We start from the raw sequence: 22,828 nt of genomic DNA on the forward strand, positions 1-22,828 counted from the left end.
AAAGCATTAAATTATAGCAGTATTCCCTAATTCTCCTCCTATCAAGGAGGAGTGGCTGATACTTATGGAATTATTATCCGATACGCAAATAAAAGCACGTAACTAAATTTGAAATATCTTAATAATTAGACCTTAATTAATATGATAGTATCAACCTCTTGAGCAAAATTCAATAAAGATCCTTCACATTTAATAATCTAATATTTTGCGATATTTTCTTTTTACTGATTTCGAGTTTTTCAAACATTCAATTAATGAAATAAAAAGGTTTCTTTTCATTTCCCCCTTATTACTCTGGTATTGCTTTTATACTCGTGTTAGGCAAGGTTCTTGTCCACGTACTGCTTTATTTCGTTAAGTTCCTTTTCTTTATTTTCTTTTTCTTCTTCAATGTCATAATCATTTTGAATTCCAAGCCAGAATTTTGCGGAATTACCAAAATATTTACTCAATCTTAAAGCTGTATCCGCTGTAATACGACGGTTTCCTTTTATAATTTCCGAAATACGGGTTTGAGGTATTTTCAAATCTTTCGAAAGTCTATATGCCGAAATTTCCAAAGGCTCAAGAAACTCGTAGTTCAATATTTCCCCAGGATGTACATTCGCTAACTTTTCCATATCTTCTTTTTTAATGATAATCAATTATTTCTACTTCACTTGCGTTTCCATTGTCCCATAAAAAGATAATTCTCCATTGGTTATTAATCCTAATACTATAAAAATCATTTAATTTCCCGGTCATTTTTTCAAGTCGATTGGATGGTGGAATTCGCAAATCAGCAATGTCTTGCGAGTTATTCAGCATTCTCAATTTCCGCCGACCAGCGTTTTGAATCTCTATTGGCATTTTCTTAACTCGGATTCCATTCCAAATTTGTTTAGTTTCTTTTGAGCCAAAGGTTACAATCATATCTTTTGCGTTACTAACGCTAAAGGTAAGTAAAATTATTAATAGTTTGTTGATTTTTGTTTTGAATGTTATATAACACATGTATAGGCACAAGCAGTTACGCCTATCATTTAACCGCATTAAATCATAACAGTATTCCTTAATTCTCCTCTATCAAGGAGCAGTGGATGCAATTTCAGAAAAGAAATTGCAGACGAGGTGGTTTATTTCAGCCGTTGTTGGTGTTTTCCACCAACACCTTAAAATCATTACATTATAGCAGTACTCATTAATTCTCCTCCTTCCCAAGGAGGAGTGGCTGCAATTTCAGAAAAGAAATTGCAGACGAGGTGGTTTATTCTAGCCATTGTTGGTGTTTTCCACCAACAATTCCAATCGACAGAATAGGTACAATGGAATGCATTTACCATTGTGCAATTACATATACAAAGAGAAACTTACTTTACTCTACCCTTATTGGGTTCCCGCCAAACAACAAAACAAAATAACAAACAAATGTCCCATACGGGATTTAGGGACAAACACTGCGGGTGGAAATTACCAAAAGCGGCGAAAAAAGGATATAACTTCACTTTTGCGTAATACTCTAGTTATTAAAATCACGAACGTCGGAGAAAGCCCACCAGAAATGAATAAGAAGTTGGCTTTCCGATCGAAGCAAGCCTCAGGGTATTAAAACCCACTGGTAGGAATCAAGTTCTCACGAGTAGCGCATTGCATTTCTTTATTATACAAGATATTAAAAATTTTGATCAGATTATTAAGTGTGTGATAAAAAAACAATGCCCGTTTTGCCTATATAGCCAAAAAAATCTGTATTTGGATTCACACTTGTTTTTCTATTAATTTCCATAACGCTCAGATATTGATGGCTATAGTTTTCAAGGAAATCTGATTTCTATAAGAATTCATCTAGTTTCTGGCGTTTTTTTTTGAATTAAATCGAATACAGTTAATTATATGTTGGATTGCGATCATAAACACGATCTAATCTTTTTAATTTTATACTATACAAAAGGAGTCTAGTACTCCATATACTGGTTGGTTAGTTAGGAAGAATGACCTCAGCGCTACTTCAAAGATGCTGAGGTTTTTTTTTTGCTTAAAACTCAAAATAATATCCTACCACGTTGTTTTTTCGATTGTTAAGAATTTGAGGAAATAAACGCCGTTAAAATATCCTGTATATACGCATCCTAGGTGATCTACTTTTATCATAGACGCATAAAAATCCTACAAAAAGCCTTTAGAAATCTACAGTTTTTAAATAGGTATTGTATGGCAGATAGGTAAGAAAATTAATTTATTGTTTGCTATTTATTTGCGTCAATTAAATTCTGTTATGAATTAAGAATTTGGATGGTAGTGACGTAGTTTTATGAGCACCTAAAACTTAGGTCATGAGCGATTACACCCATAAATTAGGTCGCAAAGTAAATGATTTGCTAGAGAAAAATTATGATGCGGAAAAGGGATTCCTAAAAGCCGCTGAAAACGCAAAACATGGCGGTCTTAACTCTAATTTTACTGACAAAGCTAAAGAACGCACCGGTTTGGGCGATGAATTAAAATCTGAGTTGAGAAACTTTGGTCAAGAGCCTGACGATGGCGGCAGTCTTTTAGGCGCTGTACACCACAGTTGGAAGGAATTGAGGATGACGATGAAGCTATGCTGGAGGAAGCTATAAGAGGTGAAAAAACCTCCGTTGATGATTATAATGAGGTTTTAAACAACATTTCGCTTTCTGGATCTACTAAAGAGTTATTGGAGATTCAAAAAAATACCGTTGATCACAGTTAGGTTAATATAAAAGGTTGGAAGACTTGATCTAGCCTTTATAAAATAAAAGGTATCAGGGAAGGAAATAATTTCGCTTTCTTTTCTGAAAAGATCGAAAACCACTTTGTTTCTACTAATTCAATTTTGAGTTATTTGAGTTATCAATAGAAGCATTCAAGTCAAATGGTACCATGAAATATAAGTTACTTTCAAATCGAAAATCGTTGCCATGTTTTATAAAATCTCTAATACTGCAAGTAAAGGGGCCATTGAAAATAAATTTCACGTCACGTTTGAATTTCCAAATCTTTATCAACCTCAAGGATTGATAGATGGCTTAAAGGAATCAACAATTTCCGTGATTACACTCGACAATCCTGATAAGGTAACTTATGCTATTTGGGGATTGCTTCCCGAAAACTTTGAAGACAATTGGAGCATTTTTCAAGATGTAGTTAATACTTTGAATGTTAAATTTAGTGCACTACAGAAAGACAACGGACTCTATTATAATTTACTTAATAAGAGAAGGTGTATCATTATTGCCACAGGTTTCTTTACGACCATATTGTCTGAGGGTACGGTTAAGCGCTGTCATGTGCATCTTCCCAATTTTGAGCCTTTTGCCATTGCGGGGGTTTTCAATGAACTTAGTGACGGATTTATAACCTGTTCCATTGTAATAACCGAAGTTAGTGAGTCTTTCAAAGAAATTCCAAACCTCTCTAATTTTAAGCCACTCGTTCTTAATGACAACGAACTTAAACAGTGGTTTAGCACTTCCACCTCATTAAATCAGTTAAGAAAAATGATTGAGGAGCATCAGTCCCTAAATTTCGAATACCAACCGGATTGGGCGGTTCAGAGACAAATTAAAAACAACTAACGGTCTTCGACTTTTGATTTACGTTTATGAGTTAAAGTCTCTACTGATAGTGTTAAATGCTTTGATACTTAATATGGTATCTTTATACTATGTTAACTTAAAACTTTAAAACTATGTTACGTTATTCTATTATTTTTATAGTTATTGCCATTATAGCCGGGATTTTAGGTTTTGGTGGTATTGCTGGAGCCTCAGCCGGAATAGCTAAGATTTTCTTTTTTATTTTTATAGTCTTATTTATCTTATCTCTGCTTAGAGGAGGATTAAAAAAATAGAAAAACTACTTTAAATATTTAAACCTAAATTAAAATTATGAGAAAACTAATGATGACTTTTGTTGTTCTATTTTCATTAGGAACGGCAATGACAACTTTTACAGGTTGTAGAGATACCAAAAAGAGTAAAATAGAGAAAGCCGCAGATGATGTTGGTGATGCTATTGATGATGTTGTTGACGACGTCGAAGATGCTGTAAATTAATTGAATAAAATTAATTTTACATTGTTATAAAAAAAGACCACTACTTAAGCTATGGTCTTTTTTTTTTTTACATTTTACTATCCGGTTCAATATATTTGACAAAATCTCCTGGCGATCGAAGTTGAACAAAACGTTCCCCAATAATGGCTATCGGCGTACTCAGTACCTCCGGATGTTTTTCCAGAATTTTCAACCAATCTTCGTCTTCTAAATCCAGATTTGCATCATAATTATGAGTGAAATCAGGATGTTCTTTATTGATAAGATCGGATATGGAAAGCCTCAAGCCTTTTGCCAGTTCCACCCATTGTGTGCCTGTAACCCTAGTCTTCGAAATGTCTATGGTTAAAATTTTACGTTCAGAAGCTAAAACATAGGCTTGAATTTGCTTGCCTATGGAGCTACCGGAATTGAAAAACAATTTTATTTCATGTTCATCTGTTGAAATCACACCCATAACAATTTGTAATTAAACTTGTTATACTATTGATATTTTTTGTTTTTGGAGTCCATAATTTGTAGTAGGACCTTGTGTTTTTTTATAGCGGCACATTACTTTCTCCGACAAATAAATATAAGAAAAAAAGATGAAATATGGTATTGTCATAGCCAATTGTTGAATAATAACTTTTAATGATATAACGGCCTATTTCATATCAAAATCTCTATTTTTGTAATTCAAAATTTAATACACATTATGTCAGAATCAATCGAGAGAGTAAAATGCCTAATTATAGGTTCAGGACCAGCAGGATATACAGCAGCTATTTATGCAGCAAGAGCAAATATGTTTCCAGTACTTTATCAAGGAGAACAACCAGGAGGCCAATTGACCACAACAAATGATGTTGAAAATTTCCCAGGATATCCAGAAGGAATTACAGGACCAGAAATGATGATTGAGTTGCAAAAGCAAGCCGAACGTTTTGGAACTGAGGTTAGAGATGGTTGGGTTACCAAGGTTGATTTCTCAGGCTCTGTGCATAAAGTATGGGTAAATGAGACCAAGGAAATTCATTGTGATACCGTGATCATTTCAACTGGAGCCTCAGCAATGTATTTAGGATTGCCTTCTGAGCAAAAATATCTTCAATTAGGAGGAGGAGTTTCAGCTTGTGCAGTTTGTGATGGGTTTTTCTATAGAAATCAGGAAGTTGTAATTGTTGGTGCAGGAGATTCAGCTTGTGAAGAAGCACATTATCTATCTAAACTTTGTAAGAAAGTAACGATGTTGGTGAGACGTGATGAATTTAGAGCTTCACAAATTATGGAAGCGAGAGTTAGAAACACAAGTAACATTGAGATTTTGTTCAATACAAGTACTGAAGAAGTTTTAGGTGATGGACAGGTTGTTACTGGTGTAAGAGTGAAAAATAATGTCACCGGTAAAGTTCACGACATCGAAGCAACAGGATTTTTTGTGGCCATTGGGCACAAACCTAATACAGATTTATTTAAAGACTTTTTGGAATTGGATCCCACAGGATATATTATCAATGTACCAGGTACTTCCAAAACTAATATTGAAGGTGTCTTTGTTTCTGGGGACGCAGCCGACAATGTGTACAGACAAGCGGTTACCGCAGCAGGTACAGGATGTATGGCGGCATTGGATGCTGAGCGTTATTTAGCAGCTATTGATTCCACTTTTGAAGTGAATACAGCTACTAATTATTAAGTTATAAATATTTAGAATCACGATTGTCCGGAAAAGAATTAAGACACTTCGACAAGCTCAGTAACCGCCGCTTCGCTGATAGAACCAAGAACAAAGACTAAACACGTAATTAATTGAAAACATGGGCGGTGAAATTCATAATTAGAATGGTTTATGATGTTTTAGCAAAAGTTTTCAAAAAACCTCGAAATGAAGGAGATTGAGGATCAAAAACATTGAAAGACCTTTATTTATATCTATTCTTAATAGATCAAGACAGGTTTAATCGGACCACAATGATTTAGAATTTAAAATGCCTAAAGTTTAGTTCTCAACGCAAACTTTAGGCATTTTTCATTATAAAGAATGAGAAGAGTTCAGATAAAAGTCACATTCAAAGCTAGAGGAATTCCAAGTTCTTAAAGACTGAAATTTCTATCTCTCCCTCATTTGTAGCTTTGAAGAGCCTGAAAATTTAGTTAGCGTAATCTTTGGCTCATTGTAAAGATACACTTCACTGTTGCCAGAGGCTTCAATAGTAATGTTGTCATTGACGCGAATGGTTGCCGAACTGCTTAAATCGACAATTAAGTTACAGGTTTTGGTTAAAAAATCCTTTCCATTAAAACTGGACGAATTGTCCACTCGCAATTGTGTAGTTTCAAGGGTCCCATCAAATTTTGCAGTTGCGCGTTGGTAAAGATCGATTTTAGCCGATTTTGAATTGAGCAAGGCTTCTATCTTCACATTATCACTAAGGACAATTACACTGTTATTTGCGTTGATATTTAATTTTGCTCTTGCTTTATCGGATGCCGTATAGTTGAATTCATTGGTTTTTATATTGAGATAAGCCCGAGATGATCCCGTAGTTATTAAAGTCGTGTTTTTTAGTTCCAGAGAGGTTAAGGATCGGATTTCGCCATTCTCCAAAACTTCAATGTTCTCCAAGCCATCAGTATAGTTGACTTTGATGTTCATCTTTTTACTGGTGGTAATCTTTTTATTCGTCGAAAAAGTCAAAGCGCCATTAACCACCTCAAAAAGAATATATTCATGAAGATTGCTGTCGGCTTCTACTTCAACCGAAGGTTTACTGTTATAGATAATTTCAACAGTAAAATCTTCGCCTACAACGATTTTGGTAAATGGATCGATGTAGGTTTGTTTTATGGTCACAATTCTATCCCCTTTAATTTTATCATCAGTTTGAGCCGATAGAAAAGCGGTGGAAGTTAGCGCCATAAAAAATGCGAAAATGATTTTATTCATTTTAACGATTTAAGGTTAATACTAACAAATATAAACAAAAACCATCCCAAACTTTTAATAAAGCTTGAAATGGTTATATTGACAAGTCGGTAAAACGTTTGATTTGGCTTGCTACTGTTGCTTTACACTTCCTGAAACGCTGCCAGAAGTGTTGACTTTTTCGGGATTTCCTAAATATTTAATAGCGCCTCCGCTTTCGGCTTTGGCGGTTAGTTCTTTTGAAACATTCACGACGATGTCAGCACCGGATGAAGATGTTGCGTTGGTCGTTAAAGTGGTCAAATGTGTTGCATCGATAGCGCTGCCGCTTGAGGCTTTAGCAAACAGTTGGTTAGCGGTTCCTTTTATTTTCAAATCACTACCAGATGAGGCTTTGCACTCTAAACTATTGACGTTTAGGTCTAAATCCATATGGCTTCCACTTGCGGATTCAAGCTCTAAATTGTCGGCCGATATAATGCCTGTGCTGTAAATGTCACTACCACTTGAGGTCGAAATTTTAGAAATGCTCTTAAAGTTGACCATAACTTTTTGTGTGGTGGCATATCGGATGTTTTTGTCAGCATATATCTTAAGAACATTACCTTCAATTTTAGTAATAATGATATCATGCAAATTTTCATCCGCCTGAACGGTCAGGCTTTCAGTTTCGCTTTGTGTCAGATAAACGTCCAGTCCGCGACTTACTTGAATTTGGTCAAAACTGCCGTCGATGGTACGTTCTTTAGTCACTACATTGCCGTTGCCCTTAACGCCTAAATTGAAGCTACAGGAAACTAAGGTTAAACTGAGAATGGAAGTCACGATGATTTTGATTAATGTGCTCATAAGGTTGGTTTTTCAAATCTTAGTTGATGGTTAATTTAATATTATGAACTGTTGATTTATGTGGGCCATTTATTAATGGCCGTCTGTTGTAATTTGGACGCCGTTACTGTCGATGTTGACCTTTACACGTTCGGAAGTGGTTTTTACACCATGTTTATTGATTTCAATAGAGTTGGTGTTGTTTTTAATTTTAATTCCGTTTTCATCAATCTTTAACCGAGAATCGTCGTTATTGATGTCTGTGTCATTCTCAAAATCCTCAGGACAATCCAAACATTTGATTTCGTTGTTCAAAATCTGCAAATAATGACCTTCCATGCCATCGGTTAGAATATCGTTGTTGTTGATCAATCTCACACCTTGTTTAATATAATGGTATTTTGCGTGAAAGGAATAGGTGTTCTTATCGGCGAATAGGATGGTGCCTTCTGGCAAATACAAGGTTATTTCAACCTCTTGATCGCGATATTTATTTTCAAAAACAGTGGTTAAATAGCCGTCCAATTCCAATTTATTGCCCGTCAATGTATAGTTGTAACTGATGTGTTCTGCTCTCTTTTTTGCGTTTTGATAGGAGTTTCCCCTTGAGCTTTTATCAATTTTTATCGAAGCCACGGAATCATTCGTAGATTTCAAGGTCAGCTTAACATCTGTTAAATAGAGCATCTTGGTGTCATTCTGATCATAAACAGGTTTCCATTGCTTGTTATGTCTCCCAAATTGCTTGCTATATGAATTGTTGTGAGTCATGCTAAGGTAAAGCGTGTCTTTAGCCATAATATTTAAACGATCGGTTTGTTGTACGGTGGCTTCTTCAGCGTATTCACTTGCTTGTTTGACACCTATAACGACCAGTCCAATGATGGCCACAAGCCACAAGCCTAGTAAGGAGAATTTCGCTATCTGACCAATAGACTTCAAGTTATTGACCAATATTTTCAATCCTAAATAGAAAATAAAGAAGAATGGAATGCCAATGGCAAAAAGCAACAATAAAGACATCATCCAAATAGGAATATTTGCAGCATTGGTTGCTTCAATGAAGTCCATTCCAGGAACATTGATAATATTAGCAACACCCACTGAAAACAGTGAAACGATCAGGGCGATCAACATTGAGGAGCCAATTATGATAAGGATGATCCCTACAAATTTCCCTACGACTTTTAAGAAAAAGAGGATGATTTCTCCCAGGGCATCAAAAAATGATTTTGATCCTGATTTAATCCGATTGCCTTGTTTTGGCAGATCGATATTTTTTACGGCATCCGAAACGTTTTGTGAAACATTGTCAAATCCATCCTTGATTTTTTTTTCGATGTTGCTAATGTTGACGGGTTCTCCTGTCATCGTCAGTTTATCGGCAGTAGTTAATGCTTCGGGGACTAAAATCCAAAATAGGATATAGATAAAGATAAATGTTCCGCCAGAACCTAAGGTCAAAAGAACCCAAAGTAAACGAACCCAAATGGCATCAATTCCTAAATAATGACCTAGTCCTGAGGCTACACCACCAATATAAGAGTTGTCCTTATCTCTAAATAACTTTTTGGAAAACGTAGTATTCCTTTTATTTGGGGAATTGCTTTGAGGCTCATCTTCAAAAATTTCGTCATCCACTAAATAGTCTTCCGGTTGTCCCATAATGGAAATCACTTCATCAACTTCTTTGATTCTGATGACTTGTTTGTCATTTTGAACACGTTCATTGAACAGTTCCGCGATTCGTGCTTCAATGTCGGCAATGATTTCAGATCGACCTTGAGAGTCCGTAAATGAACGTTTGATGGCCTCAAGATAGCGTTGTAATTTTAGGTATGCATCTTCATCAATATGAAAAAATATACCCGCTAAATTTATGTTGACTGTCTTATTCATTGCTTGATTTTTTTGTTTTGGTTACTAAGTTGACTGCGTTTTGTAATTCATTCCAAGTCGTATTCAGTTCGGTAAGGAATAATTTGCCTTTTTCTGTAAGATTATAGTATTTGCGTGGTGGTCCTGAAAGGGATTCTTCCCATCTGTAATCTAAAAGACCTGCATTTTTCAGCCGTGTCAATAGAGGATAAATGGTGCCTTCCACGACCAGCATCTTTGCATCTTTAAGAGTCGCTAAAATTTCAGCTACATAAGCATCTTCATCTTTAAGGACGGAGAGTATGCAGTATTCCAGGACACCTTTGCGCATTTGTGCTTTTGTGTTTTCAATTTTCATAGGTCTTTTCTGTTTTTTGGGATCTTATGCTCCTTGTTTTTTGTGACGCGTTGGAGCCATTTTGCGCTAGATTCATAATCGTTGACCATGCTTGTGCCATGTTTTAAAATGATTTAATACTGTGAAACTGTTCGTTTTTTTGCCATGTTTTTATGTGGCAGATTGATTTGATTGATTGACTTGCCCGAACGTATTTATTGATACGGACGGAGTGATTAGCCCAAACACATCTTTTTTGTTATGGGCGAGTTGGTGATCTTTCCGAACGCGCTTTTTCGGTAAGGTCAGATTGAAATTCTTATTTTAAAAACTTGATCGTTAAGGGATATTTATAAAATTCGCCATCTCTGGCCTTTAAACTTGCAATAACTATAAATATCATTTCCAAAATAAATCCTATAACAGCCAAGACTCCTAATCCACCTGAAATATAAAGCAAAGGAGACGGCTTTCTAAAATTGAAATGAAAACTACTAAATACATTAAAATCGAAAAAATCGAGATGCCCGAAGAGACCGAATATAAAAAACGGAATCGTCAGTGTGCCTAAGATAACCGCATAGAGAAAGACGCTGATTTGAAAATTGAGGGCTTGTTTGCCATGTGCATCAATGAACTCAGACTTCTCTTTGTTCGTAATCCATAGTATTAACGGGCCAATAAAATTCCCGAAAGGAATGATGAATCTCGAAAAGGTCGATAAATGGATGAAGGTTGCGATATTCTTTTGGTGGTTGTCTATCATGATTATTTGAATATAATACTTGCCTATGCAAATATATGTCTAAAGGAAGGTACTGTGCAACACATAGTACTAAATATTAACATATAATTAACAAATTGAGAAGTTGAATAAAATTGATAAATTAGCTTGAATAAAATTGTTAACATGAAGCTATCTCCAAGAAAACTCAATGCTATTTTAAGTTTTAAACTTCCGTCGGCCTATTTATGCGGTGTCCGCGCGAAATTTATTGATGACGTACACTGTAAAGTAAGTGTGAAACATAGATGGATCAATCAAAATCCATTCAATTCTATGTTTTGGGCGGTTCAGGGCATGGCTGCAGAATTGACCACAGGCGCTTTGGTCATGTCGAAAATTAAAGCCAGTGGGAAGCCCATGTCCATGTTGGTCGCTACTAATAATGCGTCGTTTACAAAAAAAGCAACCGGACGTATTAATTTCATCTGTAACGATGGGCATAAAGTTGATGCAGCGATAAAAAAAACCATTGAAACTGGCGAAGGTCAAACTGTTTGGATGAATTCCATAGGCACCAATGAAGAAGGAATTGAAGTATCAAATTTTAATTTTGAATGGACAATTAAAGTTAGAAGCTAGGACTACGCCCCTTTAAGTCGGTCTGTTTTAGACCATTTCATAATTAGAGAAATTCGCAATTTTTGGGGCTTTGACCGATTAAATTTGTTAAAGTTGACAAATAGTAGCGCCATATATTGTTTTTTCACTAAATTTAAACAACCTAAAAGCATGATGCCTATTATTGAAATCTACCTAACCATTATAAAACAAACCACAAAAATCATGGCAAGAGCAATGTTTGAGTACACTAAAACTGTACTTAGTAAAGTCAGTTTTGATACTGCGTTGTTCTGTAGAGAGGTTCAAAAAGCAATTCAACGCTTATTACCTTACGAGATTGAAGAGCTAAAAGTATTTATCAAATCTTTAATTCTACAGAAACCCGAATTAAACCAATGTTTAATCTATTTAAAAACATAGTGTGAAAGCGACCAACAGGTCGCTTTCTTTATTTTGCCAGCGGACTGATGATTTTTACATTCTGAAATGCGATTGCCCCACGAATAATGCCTGAAATGACATCGTGTAAAGCATTAATAATCTGCATTTTCAATTCGCTTTTATGGTAAATAATACTGACTTCACGGGCTGGAGAAGGTTCCACAAAATGATGAAGGTTCCCTTTGAGATTGTCATTAAGTTCAAGCGTATGTAAATAAGGGAGTAAAGTCATCCCCATGCCCTCGTTTGAAAGTTTGATCAGGGTTTCTATACTGCCGCTTTCCAACTGAAAATTATCATCAGTCTGGTTCTTAAAGGCTTTACAAAGATTGATGATACCATCCCTAAAACAATGGCCATCTTCAAGAAGTAACATATCATCAATTTCAAGGTCAGAAATCTCAATTAATTTTTTATCATAAAGTCGATGATGTTCAGGGATATAGCCTACAAAAGGTTCATAATAAAGTACGCGTTCCTTAATGTTTTCGCTTTCCAAAGGCGTTGCAGCGATTGCGGCATCTAAATGGCCATCGTTAATCCTTATGATAATATCTTCCGTCGTCAGTTCTTCAATCTTAAGCTTCACTTTAGGATATTTTTTTATAAATGCCTTTAAAAACATAGGAAGTAAGGTTGGCATAACCGTGGGAATGATTCCGATGCGAAATTCGCCACCAATAAAGCCCTTTTGCTGGTCTACAATATCTTGGATACGCTCCGATTCATTGACAATATTTCGGGCTTGATTTACTATTTTTCGTCCAACTTCAGTAAGTTCAATAGGTTTTTTACTGCGATCAAAAATAAGAACGTCTAGCTCGTCCTCTAATTTTTGGATTTGGGTGCTTAAGGTAGGTTGGGTTACGAAGCATTTTTCAGCGGCTTTCGTGAAATTTTTGTGTTCAGCAATGGCTAAAACGTAGGTTAATTGCGTAATGGTCATGGTTATTCATTTAAACTATAAAAATATAGAAACTATCGATAAAAGCTATTATAAAAATGGTTAATTAATGCTTAAATTAGAATAAACCAAAAATAGATAAAATGACATTAAATACGATTGGCTTAGATACCAAAAAGACTAAGGACATTGCAAGTGATTTGAATGAATTGTTAGCAGATTTTCAGATTTATTATCAAAATTTACGTGGGATTCACTGGAATATTAAGGGAAAACGCTTTTTTGACTTACACGTTAAATTTGAAGAGCTATATACAGATGCCAACATGAAAGTTGATGAAATAGCTGAGCGTATTTTGACTTTAGGCGAAACCCCATTGCACACATTCGATGATTATATGAAAAAGGCAAAAGTAAAAGTGGGCAAGAACATTTCACAAGACGAAAAAGCAGTGGAACTCATTGTAGATTCCTTGACTGAATTGCTAAAAGTAGAGCGCATGATTTTGCAAAAGACAGCTGATGCAGGCGATGAAGGTACCAACTCCATGATGAGTGATTTTATTACCGAACAAGAGAAAACCGTTTGGATGATGAAGGCTTGGTTGGGAGAGACGGTGTAGGAGCTTGAAGCACGAAGTTAGAAGCTTGAAGTTAAAATCTGATATTTAATAAAAATGGAGAATTCATTAATTGAGTTCTCCATTTTGTTTTTAAGGTATTTTCGTCATGGTGTTTTAGATTCTCCATATCCAAATAATACGTGTTTTTAATAGAAGTCCAAACAACGCACACATACCAAAATAGAACTACAAGATTACAGACAACAACTGCGCAAAAAACTAACGTCTGCGGAAGCTTTTCTATGGACACAATTAAAAGCTAGATTAAATGTTTTTTGACTTCCTGACTTAGATTTTAATGGAGATACGGGAGTGTTTTAGCAAATTCTCAGTCTAGATCGCCTTTTGTCGGTCTAGACACCTCACTTGGAATGATAAATATAAATAGTATTCTAACCCTCCGACCAGTCCTCCTGACGTCGAACTATCTACCTCCCTTTTTCCCAAGGGAGGAGCCAATTGGGAAGGTTTATTAAATGTGCTTAGTTATTTGACTAAATGTTAATTTTAAGCTTACTGTAAAGGACATATTAGTAAAAACATCTTAAGTTTAATGAACACTAACCATTTAGCACTAAAAATAAGTAGGAATGAATTTACCGTAGCTCTGCGAAGGTAAAGAAAGGGGAGTTTGAATAAAAAGATGGAAGTTTTAAAACTACCTAACTAAAAGCATCCCAAGTAATCTTCAGCCCTTCCCTAACCGTATATCTCGGTTGATACCCCAACAACTCTTGTGCCTTCGAAATATCCGCTAAAGAATCGCGTACATCTCCTTGGCGTTCTGGACCATAAATAGGCTCTAACTGAGATTCAGCAGCTACTTTTAGGGAATCCCATAAATAATTAATATCGATGCGTTCGCCACAAGCCACATTAAACACATTGTTCCCGGCTTCTTTGGAGGCAAACATCCCTTTCACATTGGCCTGAACCACATTGTCAATAAAAGTAAAATCCCTGGTTTGTCCACCATCGCCATTTATTTTTGGCGCTACATTATCTTTTAAAGACTGCATAAACAACGGAATTACCGCTGCATAAGCACCATTCGGACTTTGTTTTGGTCCAAACACATTGAAGTAACGGAAACCAATCACATCGGTGCCATAGGTTTTGCCAAAGACGTCTGCGTAAAGCTCATTCACATACTTGGTAACTGCGTAAGGCGATAAAGGCCTCCCGATAGTATCTTCCACTTTTGGCAAAGCTTTACTATCGCCATAAGTCGAACTTGAGGCCGCATATACCATGCGTTTCACCTTTGGATTATCCTTGACGGCAATCAACACATTCAAAAAGCCTGAGATATTAACATCGTTGGTAGTAGCTGGATCATTGATCGATCGTGGTACCGAACCTAACGCAGCTTGATGGGACACATAGTCCATATCCTTCACTGCACGATGGCACGTATCTATATCTCTGATATCGCCTTCTAGGAGTTCAAAGGCTGGATTGGCCATGAATTCGGTCAGGTTTTCTCTGTAACCGTTTGAAAAATTATCGAGTACACGTACTTTTTTAGCACCGTGTTGCAACAGGTATTGAACCAAATTAGATCCTATAAATCCTGCGCCTCCAGTAATTAAAAAACTATATTTTGATAAATCGTCGGTATGATAAGCGTGTGTGTACATTATAATCTGGCGTCTACGGATTCTTTTGGTAATAAGGATTTGACGTCAAAAATAACGCCGATATCTGATCTTAAATTTTGGATGTCTAATTTTAAAAACTCATTATGAGAAACGGCAAGAACAATCGCATCATATTTAGAAGCCAACTTCGTATCTGTACAGATCAAATCAAAACCATACTCATGTTTTACTTCATCGGAAGAAGCCCATGGATCATAAACATCAACATCCACATCGTAGCTTTCAAATTCCTTAATGATATCAATCACTCGAGAATTGCGAATATCTGGACAGTTTTCCTTAAAGGTAATCCCCATGACTAAAGCTTTGGCGCCTTTAATTTTCGCACCTTTTTTGATCATCATTTTAACAGTCTCCTGAGCAACATAGCTCCCCATACTGTCATTCATCTTACGGCCTGCCAATATAATTTCAGGATTGTAACCCGATTCTATCGCTTTTTGAGCTAAGTAATACGGATCCACCCCGATACAATGCCCACCAACCAAACCTGGAGACATCTTGATAAAATTCCATTTCGTACCTGCTGCTTCCAACACCGCTTTGGTATCAATATCTAACAATCTAAAGATTTTAGACAATTCATTCACAAAAGCGATATTGATATCACGTTGTGAGTTTTCAATCACTTTAGCAGCTTCGGCAACTTTTATGCTCGGAGCCATGTGCGTCCCCGCAGTAATGATCGTTTTATAGAGATTATCCACTTCTACAGCAATTTCTGGTGTAGAACCCGAAGTGACCTTTAAAATTTTGGTAACGGTATGCATTTTATCTCCTGGATTGATACGTTCTGGAGAATAACCTGCGAAGAAATCAACATTAAATTTCAATCCAGATTCCTTTTCTAAAATCGGCACACAGATGTCTTCTGTAACTCCTGGATAAACGGTAGATTCATAAATTACAATCGCACCCTTTTTCATGATTCTACCTACAGTTTCACTGGCTTTTACCAAAGGTGTGAAAACTGGTTTGTTAAGTGCATCGGTTGGTGTTGGCACCGTAACAATAAAATAATCCGAATCCTCAATATCTGAAGGTGAATTTGAAACAAGTAGTCCCGTCTTAGACTTTGGATCCGCAACCAAAATAGACCTAAGATCATCATTATCAACCTCTAAAGTTCTGTCGATGCCCTGATTTAATTCATCGATGCGCTTTTGATTGATGTCAAAACCTACAACTAAAAACTTTCTAGCAAATTCTACAGCAAGTGGTAAACCTACATATCCTAATCCTATTACCGTAATTTTCGGGTGATTTGTCATGATGTATTTTTTATGGATTTTAAAATGAATTGTAAATCTAAAGAAAAACTCCAATTCTGAACGTATATTTTATTGATTTCCACTTTATCGGTCCAAATAATCGTTCTGTTGTAGCATTCAGGGTCTGATTGTTGCGCCAAAATAAGTTCTTCATCCTTATATTTTAAAGTGGCGGGACCTGTAATGCCAGGTTTAACTTTTAAAATGATCCGATCGTCACCTTCAAGTGCATCTGCAAACCCTGCAACATCCGGCCGCGGCCCAACAAAGCTCATGTCACCTTTTAAAACGTTAAAAAGCTGTGGCAATTCATCCAATCTATAGCGTCTTAAAAACTTCCCCAAAGCAGTAGCACTGGCGTCCAAATATCCCAAACGATAGACTTCCTGCTTTAAAGTCCGTATTTTATATATTCTAAAAGGTCTTCCGAATTGCCCGATTCGAAACTGCGAAAACAAACCCCATTGTCGGGTATCAAGCGTCGCCATTAAAACCAACGATAGTATTGGAACGAGAAGAAATGGGAATAAAAAAAACCCGAGCAACACATCAAATAAACGTTTTACACGGGCTTGTTTTGGAGAGTTCAAAAGAAATTAATTAAGCGTTAATTTTAAGAAACCTCTTAATGCGTTTTAATAACTTATGTTTGCCGTTGCCTTCGTGGTAAGCATTGCCATAAGTGCCGTAACCATAGCCGTAGCCATACCCGTAACCATACCCGTACCCGTAATTATGGTTGGTTTTATGTTTGTAAAAGTTGAGTATGAAGTTGATATTCTTAACCTCGCCCATTTTAAATTTGGCATTAATTAAGGCTAACATGCCCTTTTTAGTGTAATCCAAGCGGACCATAAACAAAGTGGCATCAGCGTACTGTGTAAGCTCCAAAGCATCAGTAACCAATCCCAAAGGTGGGGTATCCAAAACGATCATATCATAACGACCACGTGCAAGCTCAATGAGTTCCTTCATCCGATCGCCCATCAATAATTCTGACGGGTTTGGAGGCACAGGCCCCGATGGAATGACATCAAGATTCTCAATGTGTGAGGTATAATTAATCTCATCAAACGTATTATCACCAATCAAATAGTTCACGACACCCTTATCATTGGAGATCTCGAAATCATCAAAAATCTTTGGCTTTCTTAAGTCCAGTCCAAGCAACAAGGTCTTTTTTCCTGATAGTGCATATACCGTAGCAATATTAATGGAGCAAAACGTCTTCCCTTCCCCACTAACCGACGACGTAATCATGATGGTTTTACCAACACCTTCTTCTTCCCCTTGCTTTTTATAGATGAACTGCAAACTCGAACGAATAGATCGGAAGGATTCTGAAACTGCCGACTTCGGTTTTTCAAAAACCACCAAATTATTTTTGTAATTGTATTTCCCGATCAATCCTAAAATAGGAATGCTCGACAAACGCTCCACCTCATCCGAACCATGAATGGTATTGTCCAAGAGGAAAATCACGAAAATCAAGAACATTGGTATAAAAAAGCCTAACATGAGCGCCATCATGTAGTTTAAGCTTTTGTTCGGTCCAATCCGGCCTCCGCCAATATCCTTGGCCTCGTCAATCGTGCTGATATCGGATACGTTTGCAGCTTTTACAATGGCGGCTTCCCCGCGTTTGGTCAGATAGATATTATAGGCTTCCTGACTGATATTCATCTTGCGTTGAATTTTCAAGAATTCCTGTTGATCTTCTGGCAAATTACTCAATTGCCCTTCAAATCGGGCGATGTTATTATTAATGGCATCTAAATTAATACCGATGGTCCTTTTGGTATTGCCGATCGTTTCCAGAAGTACATTCTTTTCGGCGTCAATCTGGCGGTCAATATCCTTAAAAATAAGATTCCCTTCCTTGACCGTGTATTCCTTCGTTTGACGTTCAATAGCCAGCGCAGTAATTTTAGCAACGCTCGATAAAATATTGCCTTCATTGATTCCTACAGATGAAGGAGCGGCGATCTGAGTATAATCGGTCTTGGTACGAAGATAATTTTCTAAGGAATTGAGATAGTTTAATTTGGTGCGCTCTTCTTCCCGAGTTAAATCTAAAGCTCTTAATTTCCCGGATACGATATTCATTTCCTCAGTGACATCAAACAACTTGTTCTCCTTCCTGAATTTGTTCATCTCGTCCGTAACATCTTTCAGATTATCATTTACCGAATTCAAACTGCTGTCAATAAACTTTATAGTATTAGTGGCATACAGGTTTTTACGTTCCAGTTCGGTTTTGCTCAAAATAGAGGTTGTGGCATTCAAATAATCTACAATTTTAGCCTTATTGCTTCCTGCCAAGGACAAGGTCAACACGGAGGATGAACTCCCTGAAAAAGGCGCAATCATCACACTGTTTTTATATTGATTGACGACCCCATCAAAATCTATAAACCTCAGATAATACTGCGCTCCAGGGACAATATTTCTGTTATTTCGTTTGGTTATCGTCCCATTAAAAAATGGCAGATTGATGGTTTGCCCAAAGCTAAAAGTCTCGGCAAATTCACCAGTTTTATAGTTTTCGTTGTATTTCTCCTTATCAGAATAGCGCTGGGCAGTAAAACCGCTATTTTCAAAACTGGCAGTCAACTCAAACTGCGTATCATTTAGAAACTTAATGCCAATCGTCTTCCCTAATATTTGTCCTTTGGTGATATCCAATTTCGCTACAAAGGGTGCATTTTTATAAATATCCTCCATACGGTATTTTCCTTGCTCCAGATATTCCATATAATACTGCAAGGAATCCATCACGAGTTCGTTATGCGTACGGGTTTTCACCGTGGTCATGACCTTACCCACTTTCCCGGAGACCCCACCCCAGTTGAACGAGATACTGGTATTGGCAGTAAAAAACGGATTCTGATCACTTTCTACCGAAATAAGAGAATCTAATTTATAGATGCTTTGCTTTCTAACATTAATAAGATAGGCCACTATTAGGGCAAATGCGACACTCAGGATAACAAATTTCCATAAGTTAAGCGCCTTGAATAAGTACCCCCTAAAATCAAAATAGGTGCCTCTTGGTTCTGAATAATCTAAATCTTGATCTTCCATAATAAACTACAGTCTTGTCACTAATAAAATGGTGGTGGTCAGAAGACTAATAACAGAAATTATCGCGGTCAAGGTTTCTCTACCCGTCGTTCCTGTGCCCCAAGTTTTTTGCTTCAGCGGTTTTACGTAGATCATATCATTGGGTTGGATATAATAATAGGGCGAATTCATGACATTAAAATCGGTCAAATCCAGATGATGAATTTGCTGTCCTTGCGGATATTGGCGAATGATCAAAACATCCTTTCTTTCACCAGTAATCGGGATTTCCCCGACATTTGCAATGGCCTGAAAGATATTGACACGTTCCTGAAATAATATTTGAGACCCTGGCGAACCCACTTCTCCCATCGCTGTATAACGCAGTCCAGAAAGCTTGACGGTGATGAACATGTTGGCCGTTTCCTTAAACTGTTCCTCAAGAAGTTTAGTTTTGATCAACTCTTCAATTTCAGCAGTGGTATAACCAAGCACAGTTATCAATCCGAGTTCAGGAATTCTAATACGGCCATGTGTATCAACTGTGAAACCGTCAAAGTACGCTCGTTCTGCAGCACTGGCATTTAAATTCCCATCACCTATCGGATTAAAAATACTGACGTTTTCTTGATCCAAGACCTTAATCCGAATATTCAAAATATCATTAATCTGAACGCGATATGGTTTCTGCTGCTCTACCATCATCTGTAAAGAATCGGTAGCACTATTTTTATTTTGGAGATACACAATATCTTTATGGGGAATACAGGACGTCAACAAACTACTGAGAATTAATCCCATAACCAATAAAAATCGTTTCATAAAGGGGTACATGTGTTTAGACAAATATAAGTTATCACTCGGAATATCAAAACTATTATCTATTTTTTCGATTTACTGCGAGGTTATGCTTTAAAATCAGTCTCAGTAATCTGTCGCGGTTTTCAGTTTCAGAACTCAATATCCAAAAAGTCTTCAACCTTCCATCCCCACTACTTCTGAACTTCCCTGAGTAGAGTTGACCGTTTTGGTTAATTAATTCATAGTCAAAAATAATCATCAATTTTCTTTCTGTTATCTCGCATCGGCTACTGTCATTATTCATTTATCAGATCGAATATAGAACGCTGACCTGCCCGTCCGTTCAGGCGGGTGGCGCTGATTCTGTTGATTTTTTTGATCTTATTTCTGTTTGTTTTTAATAAATAAATTGCTCGTTATTCGTAATACCTCATTCCTAATACCTCATCCTACCTACTCCCCACCACCCTACTCCCCACTATGACAGTCTTAATCCTATTCTTTCCACAATTCACGATTTAAGTCTTGGTTCTTGATTCTAAATGCGAAGCGGTCTTGATTCATTTTCCACATCAATGTTTTAAATCGACAGATCTTCAATCCCTCGCGATTTATTTCCGTTCTTTGTAAAAAATTTAGACTTTGAATTACCTAACTGTTGAATCCATCTCAAAAACTTATGGCGACGCTCCGCTATTTGAAGACCTTTCTTTTAGCATCCATAAAGACGATAAAATAGCCTTCGTGGCAAAAAACGGAAGTGGAAAAACCTCCATCTTAAATATCATTGCAGGAACAGACCAACCTGATAACGGTCAAGTGGTCATTAGAAAAGGCTTGCGCCTGTCTTTTTTATCACAATCCCCACAATATGAAGAGGAACTCACCATTGAAGACACGATTTTCAATTCAGATTTGCCGATTTTAAAAATCATTGAAAATTATGAGAAAGCGCTTTTAAATATAGAAGATGCCGATGCTTATCAAAAAGCTTTTGAAGGCATGGAACGTCACAATGCTTGGGAATTTGAGCTGCGTTTTAAACAAATCCTTTCAAAATTGAAATTGGATGATCTCACTCAAAAAATAAAAACACTCTCTGGAGGTCAGAAAAAACGTCTCGCTTTAGCAACAGCGCTCATCAATGAGCCCGATCTTTTAATTTTGGACGAGCCTACCAACCACCTTGACCTGGAAATGATCGAATGGTTGGAACAGTACTTTGCCAAAGCACAAATGACCTTGTTTATGGTCACGCACGACCGCTACTTTTTGGAGCGCGTCTGTAATGAAATTATTGAATTGGATCAAGGCAAACTTTACACCTATAAAGGGAACTACTCCTATTATTTAGAACAAAAAGAAGCACGTGTTACCAATGAAACGGTTGAAACTGGCAAAGCCAAACAACTCTTCAAAAAAGAGCTGGACTGGATGCGTCGTCAACCAAAAGCACGAACCACAAAGTCTAAATCGCGCATTGACGATTTTCAAGATATTAAAGCCAAAGCAAGCCAACGCAGAAATGACCATCAAGTGCAATTGGAAATCAATATGGAACGTCTGGGAAGTAAAATCGTGGAATTCCATAAAGTTTCAAAAGCTTATGGTGATAAGGTAATTCTGGAGGGTTTTGAATATGTTTTCAAACATGGTGAACGCATTGGCATCATTGGAAAAAACGGCACAGGAAAATCAACGTTTTTAAATATGTTGACCGACGCTGTTGAACCCAATTCAGGAAAGATTATCATTGGAGACACCGTCAAATTCGGTTATTACACACAAAGCGGTATAAAAATTAAGGAAGGTCAAAAAGTGATTGAGGTCATCAAGGAATTTGGCGAGTATATTCCGTTGACCAAAGGCCGTCAGATTAGTGCCTCACAATTATTGGAACGCTTCTTATTCGATCGTAAAAAGCAATATGACTTTGTCGAAAAACTAAGTGGTGGCGAACAAAAACGTCTATACCTCTGTACGATTTTAATTCAAAATCCGAATTTCCTGATTCTTGATGAGCCTACCAACGACTTGGATATTGTCACGTTGAACGTGCTCGAAGAATTCCTTCTGGATTTCCCTGGCTGTTTACTAGTCGTTTCTCACGACCGTTATTTCATGGATAAGATCGTCGATCATTTATTTGTTTTTAAAGGAGAGGGCGAAGTCGAGAATTTCCCTGGAAACTATTCCGATTATCGCGAATATGAAGCCTCAGCACCAGTTATTGAAGTCTCGAAAACTGAATCCGTATCGGTCGACAACAAACAAAATGAAGGCAACAAACTATCTTATAATGAGAAAAAAGAGCTCAAATCTTTAGATAGCAAAATCAGATCTTTGGAGTTAGATAAAGCTGCCTTTGAAGAAAAATTTCATGACACCTCTTTAAGTCCAGATAAAATCAATAAACTGTCGCTGGATTTAGAAAAAATAATTGACGAGTTAGCGGCGAAGGAAGCACGTTGGTTTGAGCTTTCGGAGAAGTTGGAGGATTAGTTATTCTCTCGCAAAGGCGCGGAGACGCAGAGATAGTGGTATTGATTATTTTTTATTATTATTTTTATTGCCTGTTGATCTAAAAAAAATGATGATAACCTCATTGCGAACTTTTGTGATAAACCTTGCGTCCTTGCGGTTAAACGTAAATGATTTAATTTTTTTCAAAAGCTATAACGCAAAGTTCCACAAAGGAAACACAAAG

At 36.8% G+C, this 22,828-nt stretch carries 23 protein-coding genes; 9 read left to right on the top strand and 14 right to left on the bottom strand.

Annotated features, from left to right (window positions below; genetic code table 11):
• Positions 1-317 precede the first annotated feature (317 nt).
• The gene (locus ACOH2D_RS17000; protein ID WP_348037852.1) at positions 318-620 is read right to left on the bottom strand and encodes a HigA family addiction module antitoxin; all 303 of its coding nucleotides are present in this window, start codon (positions 618-620) and stop codon (positions 318-320) included.
• Positions 621-630: 10 nt separating this feature from the next.
• Entirely contained in the window at positions 631-912 is a 282-nt protein-coding gene (locus ACOH2D_RS17005) for a type II toxin-antitoxin system RelE/ParE family toxin (RefSeq protein WP_449535999.1), read from the bottom strand.
• Positions 913-2,312: 1,400 nt separating this feature from the next.
• Between ACOH2D_RS17005 and ACOH2D_RS17010 the strand changes: the two genes are divergently transcribed.
• The 4 genes from ACOH2D_RS17010 (at position 2,313) to ACOH2D_RS17025 (ending at position 4,058) form a co-directional block, all read left to right on the top strand.
• Positions 2,313-2,600, top strand: a complete 288-nt coding sequence (locus ACOH2D_RS17010; protein ID WP_449536000.1) for a PA2169 family four-helix-bundle protein — start codon at positions 2,313-2,315, stop codon at positions 2,598-2,600.
• Between the two features lie 321 nt (positions 2,601-2,921).
• The gene (locus ACOH2D_RS17015) at positions 2,922-3,578 is read left to right on the top strand and encodes an SOS response-associated peptidase family protein (RefSeq protein WP_449536001.1); all 657 of its coding nucleotides are present in this window, start codon (positions 2,922-2,924) and stop codon (positions 3,576-3,578) included.
• Between the two features lie 113 nt (positions 3,579-3,691).
• Positions 3,692-3,853 (top strand): DUF1328 family protein, encoded by a 162-nt coding sequence (locus ACOH2D_RS17020; protein WP_348037860.1) that lies wholly within the window; start codon positions 3,692-3,694, stop codon positions 3,851-3,853.
• 37 nt (positions 3,854-3,890) lie between these two features.
• On the top strand, positions 3,891-4,058 hold the full coding sequence (locus ACOH2D_RS17025; protein WP_348037862.1) for a hypothetical protein: 168 nt from the start codon (positions 3,891-3,893) through the stop codon (positions 4,056-4,058).
• A 67-nt stretch (positions 4,059-4,125) separates the two neighbouring features.
• Here ACOH2D_RS17025 and ACOH2D_RS17030 read toward each other — a convergent pair whose 3' ends face one another.
• Positions 4,126-4,515 (bottom strand): arsenate reductase family protein, encoded by a 390-nt coding sequence (locus ACOH2D_RS17030; RefSeq protein WP_449536002.1) that lies wholly within the window; start codon positions 4,513-4,515, stop codon positions 4,126-4,128.
• Between the two features lie 240 nt (positions 4,516-4,755).
• Here ACOH2D_RS17030 and trxB point away from each other — a divergent pair, with 240 nt between their 5' ends.
• Complete coding sequence (gene trxB, locus ACOH2D_RS17035; RefSeq protein WP_348037866.1) at positions 4,756-5,736, top strand: thioredoxin-disulfide reductase; 981 nt, start codon at positions 4,756-4,758, stop codon at positions 5,734-5,736.
• A gap of 414 nt (positions 5,737-6,150) precedes the next feature.
• On the opposite strand, the gene ACOH2D_RS17040 is transcribed toward trxB, so the two are convergent.
• The 5 genes from ACOH2D_RS17040 to ACOH2D_RS17060 all read right to left on the bottom strand — a co-directional run bounded on the left by ACOH2D_RS17040 (position 6,151) and on the right by ACOH2D_RS17060 (position 10,775).
• Complete coding sequence (locus ACOH2D_RS17040) at positions 6,151-6,987, bottom strand: GIN domain-containing protein (protein WP_449536003.1); 837 nt, start codon at positions 6,985-6,987, stop codon at positions 6,151-6,153.
• A gap of 111 nt (positions 6,988-7,098) precedes the next feature.
• The gene (locus ACOH2D_RS17045; RefSeq protein WP_449536004.1) at positions 7,099-7,815 is read right to left on the bottom strand and encodes a head GIN domain-containing protein; all 717 of its coding nucleotides are present in this window, start codon (positions 7,813-7,815) and stop codon (positions 7,099-7,101) included.
• 72 nt (positions 7,816-7,887) lie between these two features.
• Positions 7,888-9,693 carry a PspC domain-containing protein gene (locus tag ACOH2D_RS17050; RefSeq protein ID WP_348037872.1) on the bottom strand — a complete coding sequence of 602 codons (1,806 nt, stop codon included), beginning with the start codon at positions 9,691-9,693 and terminating at the stop codon, positions 7,888-7,890.
• A complete protein-coding gene (locus ACOH2D_RS17055; RefSeq protein ID WP_348037874.1) occupies positions 9,686-10,030 on the bottom strand; it encodes a PadR family transcriptional regulator in 345 nt (114 codons plus the stop codon). Before ACOH2D_RS17055 ends, ACOH2D_RS17050 begins: the two co-directional genes overlap by 8 nt.
• Before the next feature lie 298 nt (positions 10,031-10,328).
• Positions 10,329-10,775 carry a DUF4870 domain-containing protein gene (locus tag ACOH2D_RS17060; RefSeq protein WP_348037876.1) on the bottom strand — a complete coding sequence of 149 codons (447 nt, stop codon included), beginning with the start codon at positions 10,773-10,775 and terminating at the stop codon, positions 10,329-10,331.
• Positions 10,776-10,919: 144 nt separating this feature from the next.
• Between ACOH2D_RS17060 and ACOH2D_RS17065 the strand changes: the two genes are divergently transcribed.
• Both ACOH2D_RS17065 and ACOH2D_RS17070 read left to right on the top strand, forming a co-directional pair.
• Positions 10,920-11,375, top strand: a complete 456-nt coding sequence (locus ACOH2D_RS17065) for a DUF4442 domain-containing protein (protein WP_449536005.1) — start codon at positions 10,920-10,922, stop codon at positions 11,373-11,375.
• Positions 11,376-11,579: 204 nt separating this feature from the next.
• The gene (locus tag ACOH2D_RS17070) at positions 11,580-11,777 is read left to right on the top strand and encodes a hypothetical protein (protein ID WP_348037884.1); all 198 of its coding nucleotides are present in this window, start codon (positions 11,580-11,582) and stop codon (positions 11,775-11,777) included.
• A gap of 28 nt (positions 11,778-11,805) precedes the next feature.
• Here ACOH2D_RS17070 and ACOH2D_RS17075 read toward each other — a convergent pair whose 3' ends face one another.
• A complete protein-coding gene (locus ACOH2D_RS17075; protein WP_348037880.1) occupies positions 11,806-12,744 on the bottom strand; it encodes a LysR substrate-binding domain-containing protein in 939 nt (312 codons plus the stop codon).
• A 101-nt stretch (positions 12,745-12,845) separates the two neighbouring features.
• Here ACOH2D_RS17075 and ACOH2D_RS17080 point away from each other — a divergent pair, with 101 nt between their 5' ends.
• Complete coding sequence (locus ACOH2D_RS17080) at positions 12,846-13,325, top strand: Dps family protein (protein ID WP_348037882.1); 480 nt, start codon at positions 12,846-12,848, stop codon at positions 13,323-13,325.
• Between the two features lie 662 nt (positions 13,326-13,987).
• Here the strand turns inward: ACOH2D_RS17080 and ACOH2D_RS17085 are convergent.
• From ACOH2D_RS17085 to ACOH2D_RS17105, 5 genes are read right to left on the bottom strand one after another with little or no spacing between them, the layout of a single operon-like run.
• Positions 13,988-14,965 (bottom strand): SDR family oxidoreductase, encoded by a 978-nt coding sequence (locus ACOH2D_RS17085; RefSeq protein ID WP_348035369.1) that lies wholly within the window; start codon positions 14,963-14,965, stop codon positions 13,988-13,990.
• The gene (locus tag ACOH2D_RS17090) at positions 14,965-16,257 is read right to left on the bottom strand and encodes a nucleotide sugar dehydrogenase (protein WP_348035368.1); all 1,293 of its coding nucleotides are present in this window, start codon (positions 16,255-16,257) and stop codon (positions 14,965-14,967) included. The genes ACOH2D_RS17085 and ACOH2D_RS17090 overlap by 1 nt, the downstream gene beginning before the upstream one ends.
• Entirely contained in the window at positions 16,254-16,847 is a 594-nt protein-coding gene (locus tag ACOH2D_RS17095; RefSeq protein ID WP_449536006.1) for a sugar transferase, read from the bottom strand. The genes ACOH2D_RS17090 and ACOH2D_RS17095 overlap by 4 nt, the downstream gene beginning before the upstream one ends.
• A gap of 10 nt (positions 16,848-16,857) precedes the next feature.
• Positions 16,858-19,341 carry an exopolysaccharide transport family protein gene (locus ACOH2D_RS17100; protein ID WP_348035366.1) on the bottom strand — a complete coding sequence of 828 codons (2,484 nt, stop codon included), beginning with the start codon at positions 19,339-19,341 and terminating at the stop codon, positions 16,858-16,860.
• A gap of 6 nt (positions 19,342-19,347) precedes the next feature.
• Positions 19,348-20,142 carry a polysaccharide biosynthesis/export family protein gene (locus ACOH2D_RS17105; protein ID WP_348035365.1) on the bottom strand — a complete coding sequence of 265 codons (795 nt, stop codon included), beginning with the start codon at positions 20,140-20,142 and terminating at the stop codon, positions 19,348-19,350.
• A 621-nt stretch (positions 20,143-20,763) separates the two neighbouring features.
• Here ACOH2D_RS17105 and ACOH2D_RS17110 point away from each other — a divergent pair.
• Positions 20,764-22,623 carry an ABC-F family ATP-binding cassette domain-containing protein gene (locus ACOH2D_RS17110; protein ID WP_449536007.1) on the top strand — a complete coding sequence of 620 codons (1,860 nt, stop codon included), beginning with the start codon at positions 20,764-20,766 and terminating at the stop codon, positions 22,621-22,623.
• The last annotated feature ends 205 nt before the right edge of the window (positions 22,624-22,828 follow it).

Source organism: Gelidibacter sp. (assembly GCF_053579655.1).